Origin of the sequence: Pseudonocardia sp. EV170527-09, assembly GCF_008369905.1 — a bacterium.
GTDB lineage: Bacteria > Actinomycetota > Actinomycetes > Mycobacteriales > Pseudonocardiaceae > Pseudonocardia.
Genome location: NZ_VRMC01000024.1, coordinates 1 through 15016 on the forward strand (window position 1 = coordinate 1; position 15016 = coordinate 15016).

The 15016-nt window shown below is 73.2% G+C and carries 14 protein-coding genes; 5 read left to right on the top strand and 9 right to left on the bottom strand.

Features of this window, described 5'->3' with window-relative positions; genetic code table 11:
- Positions 1 to 35: 35 nt before the first annotated feature.
- The 4 genes from FVA95_RS31370 to FVA95_RS09785 all read right to left on the bottom strand — a co-directional run bounded on the left by FVA95_RS31370 (position 36) and on the right by FVA95_RS09785 (position 4061).
- Complete coding sequence (locus FVA95_RS31370; RefSeq protein ID WP_149663914.1) at positions 36 to 221, bottom strand: hypothetical protein; 186 nt, start codon at positions 219 to 221, stop codon at positions 36 to 38.
- 523 nt (positions 222 to 744) lie between these two features.
- On the bottom strand, positions 745 to 1860 hold the full coding sequence (locus FVA95_RS09775) for a type I restriction enzyme HsdR N-terminal domain-containing protein (RefSeq protein WP_149663915.1): 1116 nt from the start codon (positions 1858 to 1860) through the stop codon (positions 745 to 747).
- A 265-nt stretch (positions 1861 to 2125) separates the two neighbouring features.
- Positions 2126 to 2599 carry a MaoC family dehydratase gene (locus tag FVA95_RS09780; protein ID WP_149663916.1) on the bottom strand — a complete coding sequence of 158 codons (474 nt, stop codon included), beginning with the start codon at positions 2597 to 2599 and terminating at the stop codon, positions 2126 to 2128.
- A gap of 40 nt (positions 2600 to 2639) precedes the next feature.
- Positions 2640 to 4061 (bottom strand): MFS transporter, encoded by a 1422-nt coding sequence (locus FVA95_RS09785; protein WP_149663917.1) that lies wholly within the window; start codon positions 4059 to 4061, stop codon positions 2640 to 2642.
- A 298-nt stretch (positions 4062 to 4359) separates the two neighbouring features.
- On the opposite strand from FVA95_RS09785, the gene FVA95_RS09790 reads away from it, so the two are divergent.
- The 3 genes from FVA95_RS09790 to FVA95_RS09800 all read left to right on the top strand — a co-directional run bounded on the left by FVA95_RS09790 (position 4360) and on the right by FVA95_RS09800 (position 6268).
- Positions 4360 to 4980, top strand: a complete 621-nt coding sequence (locus FVA95_RS09790; RefSeq protein ID WP_149663918.1) for a TetR/AcrR family transcriptional regulator — start codon at positions 4360 to 4362, stop codon at positions 4978 to 4980.
- Between the two features lie 143 nt (positions 4981 to 5123).
- Positions 5124 to 5585, top strand: coding sequence for a MarR family winged helix-turn-helix transcriptional regulator (locus FVA95_RS09795; protein WP_149663919.1), 462 nt, complete (start codon positions 5124 to 5126; stop codon positions 5583 to 5585).
- On the top strand, positions 5582 to 6268 hold the full coding sequence (locus tag FVA95_RS09800) for an SDR family oxidoreductase (protein WP_149663920.1): 687 nt from the start codon (positions 5582 to 5584) through the stop codon (positions 6266 to 6268). The genes FVA95_RS09795 and FVA95_RS09800 overlap by 4 nt, the downstream gene beginning before the upstream one ends.
- Positions 6269 to 6286: 18 nt before the next feature.
- On the opposite strand, the gene FVA95_RS09805 is transcribed toward FVA95_RS09800, so the two are convergent.
- The gene (locus FVA95_RS09805) at positions 6287 to 8650 is read right to left on the bottom strand and encodes an FdhF/YdeP family oxidoreductase (protein ID WP_149663921.1); all 2364 of its coding nucleotides are present in this window, start codon (positions 8648 to 8650) and stop codon (positions 6287 to 6289) included.
- Between the two features lie 451 nt (positions 8651 to 9101).
- Between FVA95_RS09805 and whiA the strand changes: the two genes are divergently transcribed.
- On the top strand, positions 9102 to 10007 hold the full coding sequence (gene whiA / locus FVA95_RS09810) for a DNA-binding protein WhiA (protein WP_161992251.1): 906 nt from the start codon (positions 9102 to 9104) through the stop codon (positions 10005 to 10007).
- Between the two features lie 61 nt (positions 10008 to 10068).
- Here whiA and FVA95_RS09815 read toward each other — a convergent pair whose 3' ends face one another.
- Both FVA95_RS09815 and FVA95_RS09820 read right to left on the bottom strand, forming a co-directional pair.
- Positions 10069 to 11082: a phosphotransferase family protein gene (locus FVA95_RS09815; protein ID WP_149663923.1), complete on the bottom strand. Its 1014-nt coding sequence runs from the start codon at positions 11080 to 11082 to the stop codon at positions 10069 to 10071.
- The gene (locus FVA95_RS09820; protein WP_149663924.1) at positions 11079 to 12272 is read right to left on the bottom strand and encodes an acyl-CoA dehydrogenase family protein; all 1194 of its coding nucleotides are present in this window, start codon (positions 12270 to 12272) and stop codon (positions 11079 to 11081) included. Before FVA95_RS09820 ends, FVA95_RS09815 begins: the two co-directional genes overlap by 4 nt.
- A gap of 106 nt (positions 12273 to 12378) precedes the next feature.
- Between FVA95_RS09820 and FVA95_RS09825 the strand changes: the two genes are divergently transcribed.
- On the top strand, positions 12379 to 12963 hold the full coding sequence (locus FVA95_RS09825; protein WP_226360351.1) for a TetR/AcrR family transcriptional regulator: 585 nt from the start codon (positions 12379 to 12381) through the stop codon (positions 12961 to 12963).
- On the opposite strand, the gene FVA95_RS09830 is transcribed toward FVA95_RS09825, so the two are convergent.
- Together FVA95_RS09830 and FVA95_RS09835 are read right to left on the bottom strand one after the other, a co-directional pair.
- Positions 12950 to 14179, bottom strand: coding sequence for an enoyl-CoA hydratase-related protein (locus FVA95_RS09830; protein ID WP_161992252.1), 1230 nt, complete (start codon positions 14177 to 14179; stop codon positions 12950 to 12952). The two genes, FVA95_RS09825 and FVA95_RS09830, sit on opposite strands and share 14 nt — an antisense overlap.
- A gap of 14 nt (positions 14180 to 14193) precedes the next feature.
- A complete protein-coding gene (locus tag FVA95_RS09835; RefSeq protein WP_149663927.1) occupies positions 14194 to 14982 on the bottom strand; it encodes an enoyl-CoA hydratase/isomerase family protein in 789 nt (262 codons plus the stop codon).
- Between the last annotated feature and the right edge of the window lie 34 nt (positions 14983 to 15016).

Sequence of the window (15016 nt, forward strand, 5' to 3'; positions counted from 1 at the left end):
AGGACAGAGCACTGTCCCCGGTCCCGGCAGCCGTGTCATGATCGCGCCCGGGCCAACGACACGTCAGGTCGTCCATCAACCGACACCACAGCCCGTCCCCGGACAGCCAGCGTCGCCGTGACCGCCGGGCCGAACTCGGCCAGCTCGGCCTCGGACAGACCGAACGCGTAGTGCTGGTTCAACGCCGCCAGCCGGGCGGCGTCGGGAGGGGGTATCGCCACGGGCACTCCTTCGATCCGGGTACCAAGGAGGCTGGCCCGTACACACTCTCATGTCAACAGATTCTGACGCGTTGACATGATCGTAACGACGCCGAGTGCGACGCGGAGCCATGGCGATGTCGAGGAGACCGAGCGCGGACAGGTGTTCCGTCCGAGCTGTCAGGTCGGATTCCCGAGGCCACGGTCACGACGGAGACCCAAAGGGGGAGACGCTTCGGTGTCTTGACGGTGAAGACGTGCCCGATCTCTGATCAGCAGGGGTGCAGCCGGGCCGGGGCGAGCTGCCCCCTGTTGCGGATGCAGGGCTGGTGACCTGGGAGGTCGGGGATGCCTTCGCCCGCGCCTCGATGCTCGACGCGTGGCGGATCCCCGAGGACACGCTGCGGTATGGACAGTCCCCGGCGAGGCGCACGGCTGGCCGCGCTTTCGATCACTCCTGAGCCAGGAAGGCAGGGGTCGTGCGAACGCAGAACGCCACGGCCGGGACGTGCGTAGAGGGATGTGGCTCCGGTCCGGGTGTCGCCTATCCGGCCGTGTAGTTCGCGACGGTCTTGCGGAGTGTGTCGGCGTGGCCGTAGATGTCCTGGGGCGAGTCGATGGGAATCCTGGTCTCGTTCTTGTTCTCGTCGAACACGCCGAGGTAATTCTGTGCGCGGTTGAACCAGAGTCGGGCGACCGGTTTGCGGTTGTTGTCGTCGAGGAGGACGCCGAAGTAGGTCTGGGTGTCGCGGGCGGCGATGCGGTCGGCGGCGACCTCGCTGCAGACGATGGCGCGCACGATCTGGAAGCCCTCGATCTCGTCGTCGGTGGTGACGACGAGCTTGCTCGACTCGGTGTCCTCGGGGTCCCCGGCGGGGGCATCGTCGGAGATCGTGACCGTGGTGGAGCGGACTGGTTCCAGGGGTGTGGTGACGGGTGCGGCGTCATCGCCGAGGGCGGTTTTGAGGCGGGCGTTGACCTGTTCGTTGAGGAACTGGGTCGCGGCTTTGGGGACGAGGGTCTCGAACTGTTCGCGGACCTTCGAGGTCACGTTCTTCTCGTAGACTCGGGACGCGAAGAACTTGACCCAGTCGCTGCTGGGGTCGCGAAACTCGGCGGCGAGGGCGCGCTTGATCTGTCCGATGTACTTGAGCTCGCCGGCCGCGCTGATGACCGAGTCCAGGTCGAAGGACTCCCGTGTGAGTTTTCCGAGCTCGGGGAGCAGAGTGGCGTCCACGGCGGCGAGGTCGAGGACCAGGAAGGGCTTCTCGTCCATGCGGTTGGGGGCGTCGAGGTCGGTGTAGAACTCGTAGACCTCGCCGTTGGTCAGGACGGCGACACGTGCGTTGGTGACGGCGAAGTAGCGGAACAGCTGCGACGAGTGCTCCAGCTTGAGTGGCTGCCCGACCTTCTTCGTCTCGACCAGGATCTGTACCTGTCCGCCGTGGACGAGGGCGTAGTCGATCTTCTCGCCCTTCTTGACGCCCACGTCGGCGGTGAATTCTGGGATGACCTCGGAGGGGTTGAACACGTCGTAGCCGAGGACGGTGCCGATGAAGGGCATCACGAACGCGTTCTTGGTCGCCTCTTCGGTCTCGATGGCGGCCTTCTGCTGACGGACCTTGGTCGCCAGTTCGTAGACGCGGTCGTTGATGCTCACTGGGTGACCTCCGATGTGTGGCCCTCGGTTGTGAGGGCCTGTCGCACAGGGCATCGGGGTGACGGGGGGAGCCCGTTACTTCACCGGTGGTGAGTCATCACGACTGATGAGAGACCAGTCGTGACGATGCACTGAACCGGCTCGACCTATCGGGCGGCCGAGACGATGCGGTCCGCAATGGGCCGGCGGCCCCGGTGGAGTCCGCGGTTGCGGAGAGCTGGATGCTCGCGACAGATCGAGACCTGTCGTTCGTCAACCTCGATCGTCAGTCGTGCCGGGGTCGTTGCCAGGCCAGCAACCGTGCGGTGGTGGTCTGCCGCACCGCGTCGTGCTGGTTGAGCGTCCGCTGCTTGACCACGACCCACGCCTGGTCCGGCCGCGACCGGGACCGGCGGATCTCCCGGACCACGATCTCCACCCGCAGGACGTCCCCGGCCCGGGCCGCGCCGGGCCAGGCCACGTCGGCGCCCCCGCCGACGATGCCCGTCGCGATGGGCGGCCCGCTGGTGACCACGAGCCGCATGGTGATCGCCGCGGTGTGCCAGCCGCTGGCCACGAGACCGTCGAAGAACGTCCCCGCGGCCGCGTCGGCGTCGGTGTGGAAGGGCTGCGGGTCGAAGTCGCGGGCGAAGGCGACGATCTCCTCGGCGGTCAGCTCGTGGGTGTCGGTGGTGAAGGTGGCACCCTCGACGAGGTCGTCGAGCCAGAGGCCGTCGCGGGTCGGATTCGGTGTGGTCATGGTGAGCCTCCGCTCGGTCGTCGGACGGGGATGGTCGGGGTCAGGTCGCCGGTGCCGACGCCGGGCGGTCGGCCGGTGTGTCCCGCCGCCGCTCGACGACCGTGAGGGCCGTGGCGAAGACCGTCGCGACCAGGGCGGAGGCCACCAGCAGGGCCCACCCGCCTCGGAGCGCACCCAGCTCCTCAGGCAGCCCGGTCGTGTGGGTCCCGACGACCGACACCAGCAGGGCGACCCCGAGCACGGAGCCGCCCTGGCGGGCGGTGTTGATGAGGGACGAGCCGGAGCCCCACTGGTGGGCGGGCAGCGCCGACCCCACGAGCGCGGAGAGCGTGGGCAGGATGAGCCCGACGCCGAGTCCGGTGAACACCTGGCCGGGCAGGACCCCGGCCCAGTAGCCCTGCTCGGTCCCCAGTCGCAGCAGCCACCAGGTCGGCCCCGCGGCGAACGCGACGGTCCCGGCGAGGGTCACCGGGCCGGACCCGAACCGTGCGGCGAGCCGGCCGCTGAAGCGGGACACCACGACGACCACGAGCGGGCCGGGGGCCAGTCCGAAGCCGGCGAGCGCCACGGACCAGCCCCAGGTGCCGGTCAGGAAGAGGACGTTGACGACCAGCATCCCGGCGAACGCCGTGGTGAACGCGGTCATCGTGAGCGCGGCGGTCGCCACGACCGGGACCCGGAGCACGTCGAGTTCGAGGGCCGGGACCGGGTGCCGCCGCGAGCGCAGGACCACCCAGGTGAGGCCGGCGACGGCCAGGGTGACCCCGGACAGGACCGGCACCGACACCCACCCGTCGTCCGGGGCGCGGACCAGCGCGTAGGCCAGCGCGCCAACGCCGATGACGAGTCCGGTCGCGCCGAGCAGGTCCGGGACCCCCACCCGTGCGGTACCGGGCTCGACCAGCACCCGCAGCCCCACGAGCAGCGCGACGACGCCGACGGGGACGTTGACCAGGAACACCCAGTGCCAGGAGAGCTCGACCAGCAGGCCGCCCACCGGCGGTCCCAGCGCCGCGGCCACGGCGCCGATCGAGGCCCAGGCGCCGACCGCGTGCGACCGCCGTTCCGGCGGGTAGGCGGCGAGCAGCAGCGACAGCGAGGTCGGCATGACCATCGCCGCCCCGACGGCCTGGACGGCCCGTGCGGCGACCAGCGCCCACACCGTCGGGGCGGCCGCGCACAGGGCCGAGGCCACGGTGAACACCGCCAGTCCCACCAGGAACAGCCTGCGGTGGCCGAACCGGTCGGCCAGGCGCCCGGCGAGCGCCAGGAAGGCGGCGAAGACGACGGTGTAGCCGTTCAGCACCCACGACAGCTGCCCCAGGTCCGATCCGGGGAAGTCCGCCCGGATCGCCGGGAACGCGATGTTGACGATGAACAGGTCGAGGCTCGACAGGAACGCCGCCGCCGAGGTGACCAGCAGCACCGTGGTGGGAGCGGGGCTCGCGGAGGTCGCGGGCATGGGCCGTCCTTCCGGACCGGGGGTCGGGGGAACCGGATGCCGGCGAGCCGGCCTCCAGGGGCGACGAGCCGTCCGGTCACGTCGTGCACCCGGTGCGGGGACGTCATGGGAGCCTCACCGTCTGTGGGGCGATCGTGCACTGCGATGTCATCCGGCAGGACCGATCGGTCCGAGACAACGCGATGCCGACACCGTTCGTCAAGTACTGGATGCGAACGAGCTGGTCACAACGTCTGAGCGGTAGCCAGGCAGTCGGACTGATCGGTCTGTAGGATGGGGTGGATCGGAAGGGGAGCTCGTGGTCGGCACAGTGAAGCCGGACGTCAGGGAACGGATCCTGGACGCGGCGGGGCGCCTGTTCTACGCCCGCGGCGTGCGCGCCGTCGGGATGCAGGAGATCATCGACGAGGCGGGCACCGGCAAGAGCGGGCTCTACGGTCACTTCGCCACCAAGGACGACCTCGTCGAGGCCTACCTGGAGCGCTGGTCGACGGCGTTGGCCGCGTCCACCGACCGCGCCCTGCGGGAGGCCGGCGAGGACCCCGGGGACCGCATCGTCGCGGCGGTGACACACGTCGGCCAACGGGTCCTGCGGGAGGGCGGACGGGGGTGTCCCCTCCGCAACTATCTGGTGGAGTTCCCCGGCTCGGGCGACGAGGCCGGAGCTGAGACCGGGCCGAGCGCGCTCGCTCGGCGCCGGTTGCGCGAGTCCCGCTCGGCGGTGGACCGGGCGGCGCGGGAGCTCGCCGGTCCGGTGGATGGCCCGGTCCTGGCCGAACAGGTTCGGCTCGTCGTCGACGGTCTCTTCGCGCGCGCCGCGCGCCGGTCGCCCGGCGACGACGCGCCACCGGTGGACGCCGTGCTCGCCGCCGTGGAGATGGTCCGCACCATGGTCGCGCATCATCGGGGCCGCAGCTGACGGTGTGCTGTGCCGGGGCAGCCACCGCTCCGGGACGCTCGCCGCCGGCGTGAGCCGTGCGGCAGCCGGGCCGGATGGTCCCGGACCAGAAAGCTGTCGATGGATACCTGTCACATGACAGGTAGTGGTGGTACGGTCGTCGCGTGGACGAGGACCAGGAGACCCGGCTGTTCGAGCTGGCCGACCGCATCCTCGCGGTCGGCCGGCTCATCCACGCGTCGAAGGAGCCCGCGTTCTCCGGGCAGAGCTGGACCCCGCTGGAGAGCGCGGTCATGCGGGTCGTCGACCGGGAGCCGGGGATCACCGCCGGTGCCGTCGCGCAGGCGACGCGGCTGATCTCCAGCAACACCAGCCGCGCACTGCGCGGCCTCGAGGCCAAGGGGCTCGTGCGCCGCGAGCCCGATCCGGCCGACGCCCGCCGCGTCCGTCTGTACCCGACCGACCTGGCCGCGGAGAACCTGCGGGTGCTGCGCCGGATCTGGAGCGGGCTGCTCGACGGGGTCGGCGACGACCCCGCCGCGATCGACACCACCGTCGCGCTACTGCGGCGGATCGAGACCGAGCTCGGCGGGAGCAGCCGGGCCACACCACCGGAGGCGACATGACCGACCGCACCGCACTCGTCGTGGGGGCCTCGCGCTCCCTCGGGCTCGCCCTGGCGGGAGAGTTCGCCGATCGGGGGTGGGACGTCGTCGCCACGGTGCGCGGCGACACCTCCGACGGCCTCGCCGAGCTCGCCGCCCGGACCGGGCGGGTGACCGTCGAGCGCCTGGACATCACCGACACCGCCGGGATCGCCGCGCTGCGCGAGCGCCTCGGCGACCGCCGGATCGACCTGCTGTTCGTCAACGCCGGCATCACCGACGCCGACGTGCCGGCCGCACAGGTGCCGACCGAGGTGTTCGCCGAGGTCATGGTGACCAACGCGCTGAGCCCGATGCGGGTCGTCGAGGGCCTGTCCCCGCTGGTCCCGCCCACCGGCACGATCGGGGTCATGTCCTCGCGGCAGGGCAGCGTCGGGTTCAACACCCGGGGTGGGCACGAGGTGTACCGGGCGAGCAAGGCGGCGCTCAACCAGCTGATGCGCAGCTACGCCGCCCGGACGGCGCAGGACCCCCGCACCCTCCTGCTCCTGCACCCGGGCTGGGTGCAGACCGACCTCGGCGGCCCCGGGGCCCGGCTGACCGTCGCCGAGAGCGCGCACGGGGTCGCCGACGTGCTGGAGGGCCACGCCCACGACGGCGGCCTGCAGTTCCTCGACCACACCGGCGCGGTCGTGCCGTGGTGACCCCCGCGGGTCCCGCGGTCAGGACAGGTGCGACACCTCTGGCCGGGACTTGTGGCCGTCGTCGTCGCCGATCTGGCCCTGCGCGCCCCGCGGGTTGCAGTCGGTGCCCCCGGCGACGCCGAGCCTGACCACGACCGACTTCGACGCCGGCTGGTTGCTCCCGGCCGCCGTGGCGTCGAGCGGGACGAGCGGGTTCGTCTCCGGGTAGTACGCCGCCGCGGTGCCCCGCGGGACGTCGTAGGCGACCAGCCGGAAGTCCGACGCGCAGCGCACGTGCTCGTCGCCGTCCCAGCGCGTGATCAGGTCGACGTGGTCGCCCTCGGCGTAGCCGAGCGCGGCGATGTCCTCGCGGTGGCAGAACACGACCCGGCGCCCGCCCTCGATGCCGCGGTAGCGGTCCGAGAGGCCGTAGATCGTGGTGTTGAACTGGTCGTGGCTGCGCAGGGTCTGGAGCAGCAGGTGCCCGTCGGGCACCTCGAGCACCTCGACCGGCGACACCACGAACTCGCCGCGGCCGGACGGGGTCTCGAAGGTCCGCGAGTCCCGGGGCGGGTGCGGCAGGACGAACCCGCCGGGCCGGCGAACGTTCACCTCGTAGCTCTCGCAGTCGGTCACCACGCGCGAGATGTGGTCGCGGATGCGGCGGTAGTCCCCGCGCATCGCGGCCCAGTCGATGCCGTACCGGTCGCCGAGGGTGGCCTCGGCGATGCCGGTGAGGATCGCGACCTCGGAGCGCAGGTGCGGGCTCGCCGGCGGCAGCGGGCCGCGGGAGGAGTGCACCGAGCAGGTGGAGTCCTCGACCGAGACGAACTGCGGGCCGGACTCCTGGACGTCGCGCTCGGTGCGCCCCAGGGTGGGCAGGATCAGTGCGGTGCGACCGCCGTGCAGGTGCGAGCGGTTGATCTTCGTGGAGATCTGGACGGTCAGCCGGGTACCGGTCAGCGCCTTGGTCGTGACGTCGGTGTCCGGTGCCGCCTGCAGGAAGTTGCCACCGAGGCCGACGAATACCTTCACCCGGCCGTCGCGCATCGCCCGGATGCTGTCGACGGTGTCGAAGCCGTGCTCGCGGGGCGGGTCGAACGCGAACTCGCGCTCCAGGGCGTCGAGGAAGGAGTCCGGGACGCGCTCCCAGATGCCCATGGTGCGGTCGCCCTGGACGTTGGAGTGGCCGCGGACCGGGAACAGCCCGGAACCGGGGCGGCCGATGTTGCCCTGGGCCAGCGCGACGTTGACGACCTCCTTGATCGTCGCGACGCCGTTGCGGTGCTGGGTCAGCCCCATCGCCCAGCAGAAGACCGTCTTGCGCGAGTCCCGCAGCAGGGCCGCGGCCCGGGTGATCTCGGCCCAGGACAGGCCGGTGGACCGGGTGACGGCGTCGCGGTCGATCCCGGAGACGTGCTCACTCCAGGCGTCGAACCCGGTGGTGTACCGGTCGAGGAACTCGTGGTCCAGGGCGTCCCACTCGACGAGCAGCGAACCGATGGCCTGGAACAGCGCCAGGTCGCCGTTGACCCGGACCGGCAGGTGCAGGTCGGAGATGTCGGTGCCGCGTCCGAGGACGCCCTTCGGGGTCTGCGGGTTCTTGAACCGCATCAGCCCGGCCTCGCGCAGCGGGTTGATCGTGAGGATGGTGGCGCCGTTGCGCTTGGCGTGCTCGAGCTGGGTCAGCATCCGCGGGTGGTTGGTGCCCGGGTTCTGTCCGGCGATGACGATCACGTCCGCCTCGAGCAGGTCGGGCAGCGTGACGCTGGCCTTGCCGATGCCGATCGACTCCTGCAGCGCGATGGAGGTCGACTCGTGGCACATGTTCGAGCAGTCGGGCAGGTTGTTCGTCCCGAACGCCCTGGCGAAGAGCTGGTAGACGAACGCGGCCTCGTTGGACGCCCGGCCGGAGGTGTAGAAGGTCGCCTCACCGGGGTCGTCCAGGGCGTTCAGCTCGTCGCCGATCAGCCGGAACGCCTCGTCCCAGCCGATGGGCTCGTAGTGGGTGCCGTCCGGGCGCCGGACCATCGGGTGGGTGATGCGGCCCTGTTGGCCCAGCCAGAGCTCGGAGTGGGCGTCCAGGTCGGCGACGCCGTGCCGGGCGAAGAACTCCGGGGTCGCGCGGCGGGTGGTGGCCTCCTCGGCCACGGCCTTCGCGCCGTTCTCGCAGAACTCGGCGACCGAACGGTGCCCGGGGTCGGGATCCGGCCAGGCGCAGCTCATGCAGTCGAAGCCCTCGGCCTGGTTCAGCTTCAACAGCGTGCGGGCGGTCCGGGCCGGCCCCATGTGCTCCAGCGACCGCTTCATCGACACCGCGACGGCGGTCGCCCCGACGGCGTGGTCCTCGGGGGAGCCGACGTCGAGGTCGGCCTCGGAGTACTCCTCGTTGTGCCTGCTCACCGGTCCACCTCCGTGCTCGACGGCTGCCGGGCGGCGCCGTGCCGGCGTCACGCCCGCTCCGGAGCGCTACCCGGCGGGAGCGATCCCAACCGTCCGCGGACCCGATCGGACCCTGCCGGCATCCCGTGCCCGGGCCGCGCCGCGGCGCTCATCACGCAGGGTCATCGACTGACCACCGGTCGTTCCGGATGCCGCGCCGGGCGTACCGGGTCGCCCGGTCGCCGTGACGGGCGGGCGTGTCCGCCTCGTCCCCGGCGACGGGTCGTTGTCCGGGTGTGGCGTCGTCGATCGGGAGCCCGGCGTGCGCCACCGGTCGGTCCGAGGCGTGTCGCCCCCGCCGGGGCGGTCCGTCCCGGGCCGGCCGTCCCCCCCGGCCCGACGCCGTCCGCCGGTTCCGGGGGCCCGAGCCGGCACCGGCGGAGCACGCCGGTCGGATCCGAAGGAGTTGCAGGTGGACACCCCCGACGTCCGGGACGAGCTGTTCCGGCACCGCCCCGCGCGAGCCGACATCGGTCGTGCGGAGGTGGCGACGACACTCCGGTTCGTCTGCGCCGGGACCCTCGGCCAGACCGTCGGGGTGGCATCGGTCCCGGTGCTGGAGGTCCCCACCGGGTGCGCACGCTCCGCCGAGCGCCTGGCCCGGCAGATCACCGACCTGTTCGAGATCCCCGTCGTCCGGCCGTCGGCCGAGTCGCTCCGCATCGTCGCGCGCGTCCCGGAGCTGGCCCGCCGCACCCGGCTGTGCGACGGCACCGGCCGCTGGGTGCGCGGGCTGCCGCCGTCGGTCGTCGCGGGCGACGACGCGGTCCTGGCCGGGGCCTGGCGCGCCGCGTTCCTGGCCGCCGGGGCGCTCGGCGGCCGGGGCCGGGCCGGGCTGGAGCTGATCTGCCCGTCCCCGGAGACGGCGATGGCGCTCACCGGCGCGGCCCGCCGCCTCGGCGTCGCCGCGCTGACCCGCCCCAGCACCCACGGCGACCGGGTCGTCGTCCGCGACCACGCCGACGTGCGGGTGGTGCTCAGCCTCATCGGAGCGCCGCGCGCGGCGCAGGCGTGGACCCCCGACCTCCGACGCGGGACCGGCGAGGCGCCGGTGAGCGGCGCGCTGCACGACGCCAACCGGGAGCGCGCCTCCCAGGCCGCGGCGACGACGACCCGGCGTGTCCAGGCGCTGCTGGCGGACCCGCCCGCCGGGGTGCCCGACCGCCTGCTGGCCACCGGCCTGTTGCGGGCCCGGAACCCGGAGCTGTCGTTGCAGGAGCTGGGCCGTCTCGCCGACCCGCCGATGACCAAGGACGCGATCGCCGGGCGGCTGCGCCGGCTGCTGGAGCACGCCGACCGCGCGCACCCCGGCGGCTGAGGGCGGACCCGGTGACGGCCGCGCGGGCCGGGCCGCGGTGCCCGACACGCCCCCCGGGCGGTCAGGCGTGGACGGCGACCACCCCGGCCGCGGCCAGCGGTGCGGTCGCCTCACCGATCGTCGCGAACCCCTCCCCGCGGGTGTCCCCGCGCAGGTGCCGGGCGTGGATGCCCTCGGCGATGACCGCGGCCTTGAGGTAGGCCAGCCCCCGGTGGAACGCCCAGTGGCGCACCGTCCGCCCGGACGTGACGGTGTAGCGCTCCACCAGCTCCGCGGTCGACGGCATGCGGGAGCTGGTCGAGGCCGCGGACCCGGCCAGCACCGGTGCGAACGTCGGGTCGCCGTAGACGGTGTGCAGCGCCAGGTCCGCCAGGGGGTCGCCGAGCGTGGCCATCTCCCAGTCGACGAGCGCGCGGATCGTGGCCGGGTGCCCGGCGTCGAGGATGGCGTTGTCGATGCGGAAGTCCCCGTGCACGACGGCGTGGTCGCTCTCGGCCGGGCAGGTGTCGTCGAGCAGGCGGTAGTGGGTGTCGACGTCGCGGATCTCCCGGGTGGCGACGCGCTGCCACTGGCCGTACCAGCGCTCGACCTGGCGGCGCAGGTACCCGGCGGGCCGACCCAGCCCGGCGAGCGGACCGGTGGTGACGTCCACGGCGTGCAGTGCGGCGAGGGTGTCGACCAGGGAGAACGCCACCGCGTGCACGGTGGGGTCGTCGAGGGCGGCGAGGTCGTCCTCGCTGCGCACGACGATCCCGTCGACGAACCCGGTGAGCGCGAACGGCACCCCGAGCACACTGTCGTCGGCCAGCGCGACGGCGGGGGCGACCGGTACGCCGGTGCCCGCCAGGGCGGCGGTGACCCGGAACTCGCGGCCCATGTCGTGCGCCGACGGGGTCAGCGTGCCCAGCGGGGGGCGCCGCAGGATCCACACGTGGGTGCCGTCGGTGACCCGGTAGGTGAGGTTCGAGCGGCCGCCGGAGACCAGCTCGGCGGTGACCCCGCCGCGGTACCCGTCGACGTTCGCCGCCAGGAAGGTGTCGAGGGCGGCCAGGTCCAGACCGTCGGGACCGCTCATCGGGCCTGTTCCCTGCGGTAGCGGCCCACGGTGCGCTTGGCGATCGACCAGCGGTGGGTCTCCGACGGGCCGTCGTAGATCCGGAACGGGCGCACCTCGCGGAGGAAGCGGCCCAGCAGGACGTCGCCGGACACCCCGCGTCCGCCGTTGAGCTGCAGTGACCGGTCCACGACGCGCCAGACGGCCTCGGCGGTGAAGGTCTTGGCGATCGACACCTGGCTGCCCGCCGGGTTGCCGCGATCGAGCTCCCAGCAGGCCTGCAGGATCAGACCGCGCGAGGCGGCGATGTCGATCTCGTTGTCGGCGATCATGGCCTGGGCCATGCCGAGGTCGGCCAGCCGGGACCCGAACACCTCGCGCTCCGAGGCCCACGCCACCGCGATGTCCTGCGCGCGCCGGGCGATCCCCAGCCAGCGCATGCAGTGGGTGAGCCGCGCCGGGCCGAGCCGCACCTGGGCGTAGCGGTAGCCCTGGTCGACCTCGCCGAGCACCGCGTCGTCCGGGACGCGGCAGTCGGAGAACTCGACCTCCAGGTGCCCGCCGAACAGCGACTCGTCGAGCGTCGGGATGTGCCGGCCGACCTTCATCCCGGGGTTGTCGGCGTCGACCAGGAACATCGTCGCGCCGCCGCGGTCACCGGGCTCGCCGGTGGTGCGGGCCATGACGATGGCGAACGAGGCGCCGTCCGCGCCGGTGGTGAACCACTTGCGTCCGTCGATGCGCCAGCCGCCGTCGACCCGGGTGGCCGTGGTGGACAGGGCGTCGGGGTCCGAGCCCGCGCCGGGGGCGGGCTCGGTCATCGCGAAGCAGGACCGGACGTCGCCGGTGGCCAGCGGGGCGAGGTAGCGCTCCTTCTGCTCCTCGCTCGCGATCCGCTCCAGCATGTGCACGTTGCCCTCGTCGGGGGCGGCGATGTTGAGCGCGATCGGTCCGAGCAGCGAGTACCCGGCCTCCTCGAACACCGCGGCGCGGGCGCGCATGTCCAGGCCGTGCCCGCCGAGCTCGGGCGACGCGTGCGGGGCGAACACCCCCGCGGCGCGCGCGGCGTCCTGCAGCTGCACCCGGGCCTCCTCGGAGGGCAGGACACCGCCGTGGGTCTCCTCGACCGGGATCACCACCTCCCGGATGAAGCGTGCTGTGCGCTCCGCGAGGTCGCGGACGTCCGCGTCCTGGGCGAGGTCGACGGCCATGTCTCCTCCATCGGCTAATGGGCGTTAGCCATCTTCTAGCAGTTTCGAGGCAGGTGAGTACAGCGCAAGGAGCCTCATGTCACAGGTCGGCTATAGACTGCTAGCCGTGCGGGGCGACGAGATCCGGTCGGCGGCGCTGGCGGAGTTCGCCCGTCGCGGCTACGAGGCGACGACGATGGCCGACATCGGCGCGGCGGTCGGCATCCGCGGCCCGAGCCTCTACAAGCACGTCCGCTCCAAGCAGGAGCTGCTCGCCTCGGTCATCGACGCGACCATGCGTGCCCTGCTGGCCGAGCACGACGCCGCGGTCGCCGGGGTCGCCGACCCGGCCGAGCGGCTGCGCCGCGCGGTCGAGGCCCACGTGCGGTTCCACGCCCGCAACCGCCTGGAGGCCTTCGTCGGCAACCGGGAGCTGCGCAGCCTGACCGAGCCGCACCGGTCCGAGGTGCTCGGGCTGCGTGCCGACTACGAGCAGCGCTTCCGCCGCCTGATCACCGACGGGGTCGAGGCCGGCGTGTTCTCGGTGGCCTCACCGCAGCTGGCCTCGTACGCGATCCTGGACCAGGGGATGGGCGTCGCGGTGTGGTTCCGCGACGACGCGGGCCCGGCCGAGAACGAGGTCGCCTGGCAGCTCGCGGAGTTCGCGCTGCGCCTCGTCGGAGCCGGGCCCGGGCCGGTCAGGAGCCCGTGAAACGGGGGCGCCTGCGCTCGGCGAGGGCTCGCGTCCCCTCGACCAGGTCGTGGCTGCGCCCGGCCTCGACCACCGAGCGCTGCTCCTCGGCGAGGTGGGTGTGCAGGTCGGACTCGCTGCTGCGGCGCAGCAGCCGACGCACCGCGCCGAACGCCTGCGTCGGGCCGTCCGCGATCGCCGTCGCGTACTCCCGCGCCACCGTGTCGACCTCGGCGGCGGGCACCACCCGGGTCACCAGGCCCCACTCCAGGGCCTCGGCCGCGGTGAGCCGGCGCCCGGTCAGGAACAGCTCCTGGGCGCGGCGCAGCCCGACCAGTCGCGGCAGGGTCCAGGAGAGCCCGCCGTCGGCGGTCAGCCCGATGCCGCCGTAGGCGGTGGTGAACACGGCGTCCTCGGCGGCGACGACGACGTCCGCGGCGCACACCAGTGCCAGGCCCATCCCGGCGGCGGCGCCGTGCACCGCCGCGACCACCGGGGCGTCCATCGTGGACAGGCGTTCGACGGTGGGGTGGAACAGGTCGGTGACCTCGCGCAGGACCCGGGGGAGCTCCTCTGGGGCGCAGCCGGTGAACAGCTCGACGTCGCCGCCGACGCAGAACACCCGGTCCCCGCCGGTGAGCACCACGGCCCGCACCGCGGGGTCGGCGGCGACGGCGTCCACGGCCCGGGCGAACTCGGCTCCCAGCATCCGGTCGACCGCGTTGTGCCGGTCCGGCCGGTTCAGCCGCAGGGTGCCGACGCCGTCGGCGGCCCGCACGTCGAGGGTGGTGTACGGCGGCGCGGCCGCGGCCCAGCGGGCGGTGTCGGTGAGCTGTTCGAGCCGGGTCAGCCGGCCGCCGGTGACGGTGACGACGTGGGTGAACGCCGCCTCCAGCTCGGCGCCGCCGCGCCGCCCGCGGCCCCGGTAGTGCCCGGAGACCAGCAGCCGGCCGTCGGCGAGCGCGTCGATCCGGTCGGGCTCGGCGCGGGCGGCGAAGTGTCGTCCGATGCCGCCCCAGCCGTCGCGCCGCATCGCCTCGGCGCCGCGGTGCTCGCCGCCCACGCCGCCCGGCATCCCCGCGGCGAGCACGCCGACGAAGTCGGGGTCGAGGATCGCGTCGAGGGTGTCCCGGTCGCCGTCGGCGAGCGCGGTGTAGAGGCGCCGGACGACGGCCTCGGCGTCGGTCCCGGTGCCGCTGTCGGTGCCGTTCCCGGTGGTGATGGCAGTGGTGTCCACGGTGTGCTCCTGGGTCATCGGCCGTCGAACTTCGGGGCGCGGCGCTCGGTGAACGCGATGACGCCCTCGCGGACGTCGGCCCGCCCCGCGCCGGCCGTCATCAGCCGGTACTCGGCGAGCAGGCCGTCGGCGTGGGTGCGGTCGTCGCTGTCGCGCAGCAGCTGCTTGATCCCGCCGTAGGCCCAGGTCGGGCCGTCGGCGAACTCCTCGGCGATGGTCCGGGCGACGGTGTCGACCTCGTCGCCGGGCACGACCTGCGACACCAGCCCCCATTCCAGCGCCTGCCCGGCGCCGACCGGGGTGGAGCGCAGCATGAGCTGCTGGGCGCGGCGCATCCCGACCAGCCGCGGCAGGTACCAGGTGCTGCCGCCGTCGCCCGTCATGCCGAGCTTGGTGAACCCCGTGGCGAGCTTCACGTCGTCGGCGGCGACGACCACGTCGGCACCCCACACGAGCCCCAGCCCGCCGCCGCCGACGCCGCCGCGCACGGCCGCGACGACCGGGACCGGCAGCGCGGAGAGCCTGCGCAGCGTCGAGCCGTGCCACGTGTCGATCATCGAGTCCAGCTGGGCGGGCAGGTCGTCCACGCGGCTGCGGAAGAACCCCAGGTCGCCGCCGACGCAGAAGGCCGGACCGGCTGCGGTGAGCAGCACGCTGCGCACGGTCTCGTCGGCCTCGACGGCGCGGACGGCGGCGTCGATCGCCTCCACCATCGCGGGGTCGATCGCGTTGCCCCGGTCCCGGGTCAGCCTGATCTCGGCGAGTCCTCCGGTGACCCGGTGGATGGCCCTGTCCTCGTGCATCGCGTCCTCCCGAACGGCGGCCCCGGCGTTGACG

Excerpts from the sequence above, each read along its gene's own strand:
- FVA95_RS09835 (WP_149663927.1), bottom strand. The coding sequence starts at position 14,982 with ATGCACGAGGACAGGGCCATCCACCGGGTCACCGGAGGACTCGCCGAG.
- FVA95_RS09785 (WP_149663917.1), bottom strand. The coding sequence starts at position 4,061 with ATGCCCGCGACCTCCGCGAGCCCCGCTCCCACCACGGTGCTGCTGGTC.
- FVA95_RS09815 (WP_149663923.1), bottom strand. The coding sequence starts at position 11,082 with ATGAGCGGTCCCGACGGTCTGGACCTGGCCGCCCTCGACACCTTCCTG.
- FVA95_RS09780 (WP_149663916.1), bottom strand. The coding sequence starts at position 2,599 with ATGACCACACCGAATCCGACCCGCGACGGCCTCTGGCTCGACGACCTC.
- FVA95_RS09820 (WP_149663924.1), bottom strand. The coding sequence starts at position 12,272 with ATGGCCGTCGACCTCGCCCAGGACGCGGACGTCCGCGACCTCGCGGAG.
- FVA95_RS09800 (WP_149663920.1), top strand. The coding sequence starts at position 5,582 with ATGACCGACCGCACCGCACTCGTCGTGGGGGCCTCGCGCTCCCTCGGG.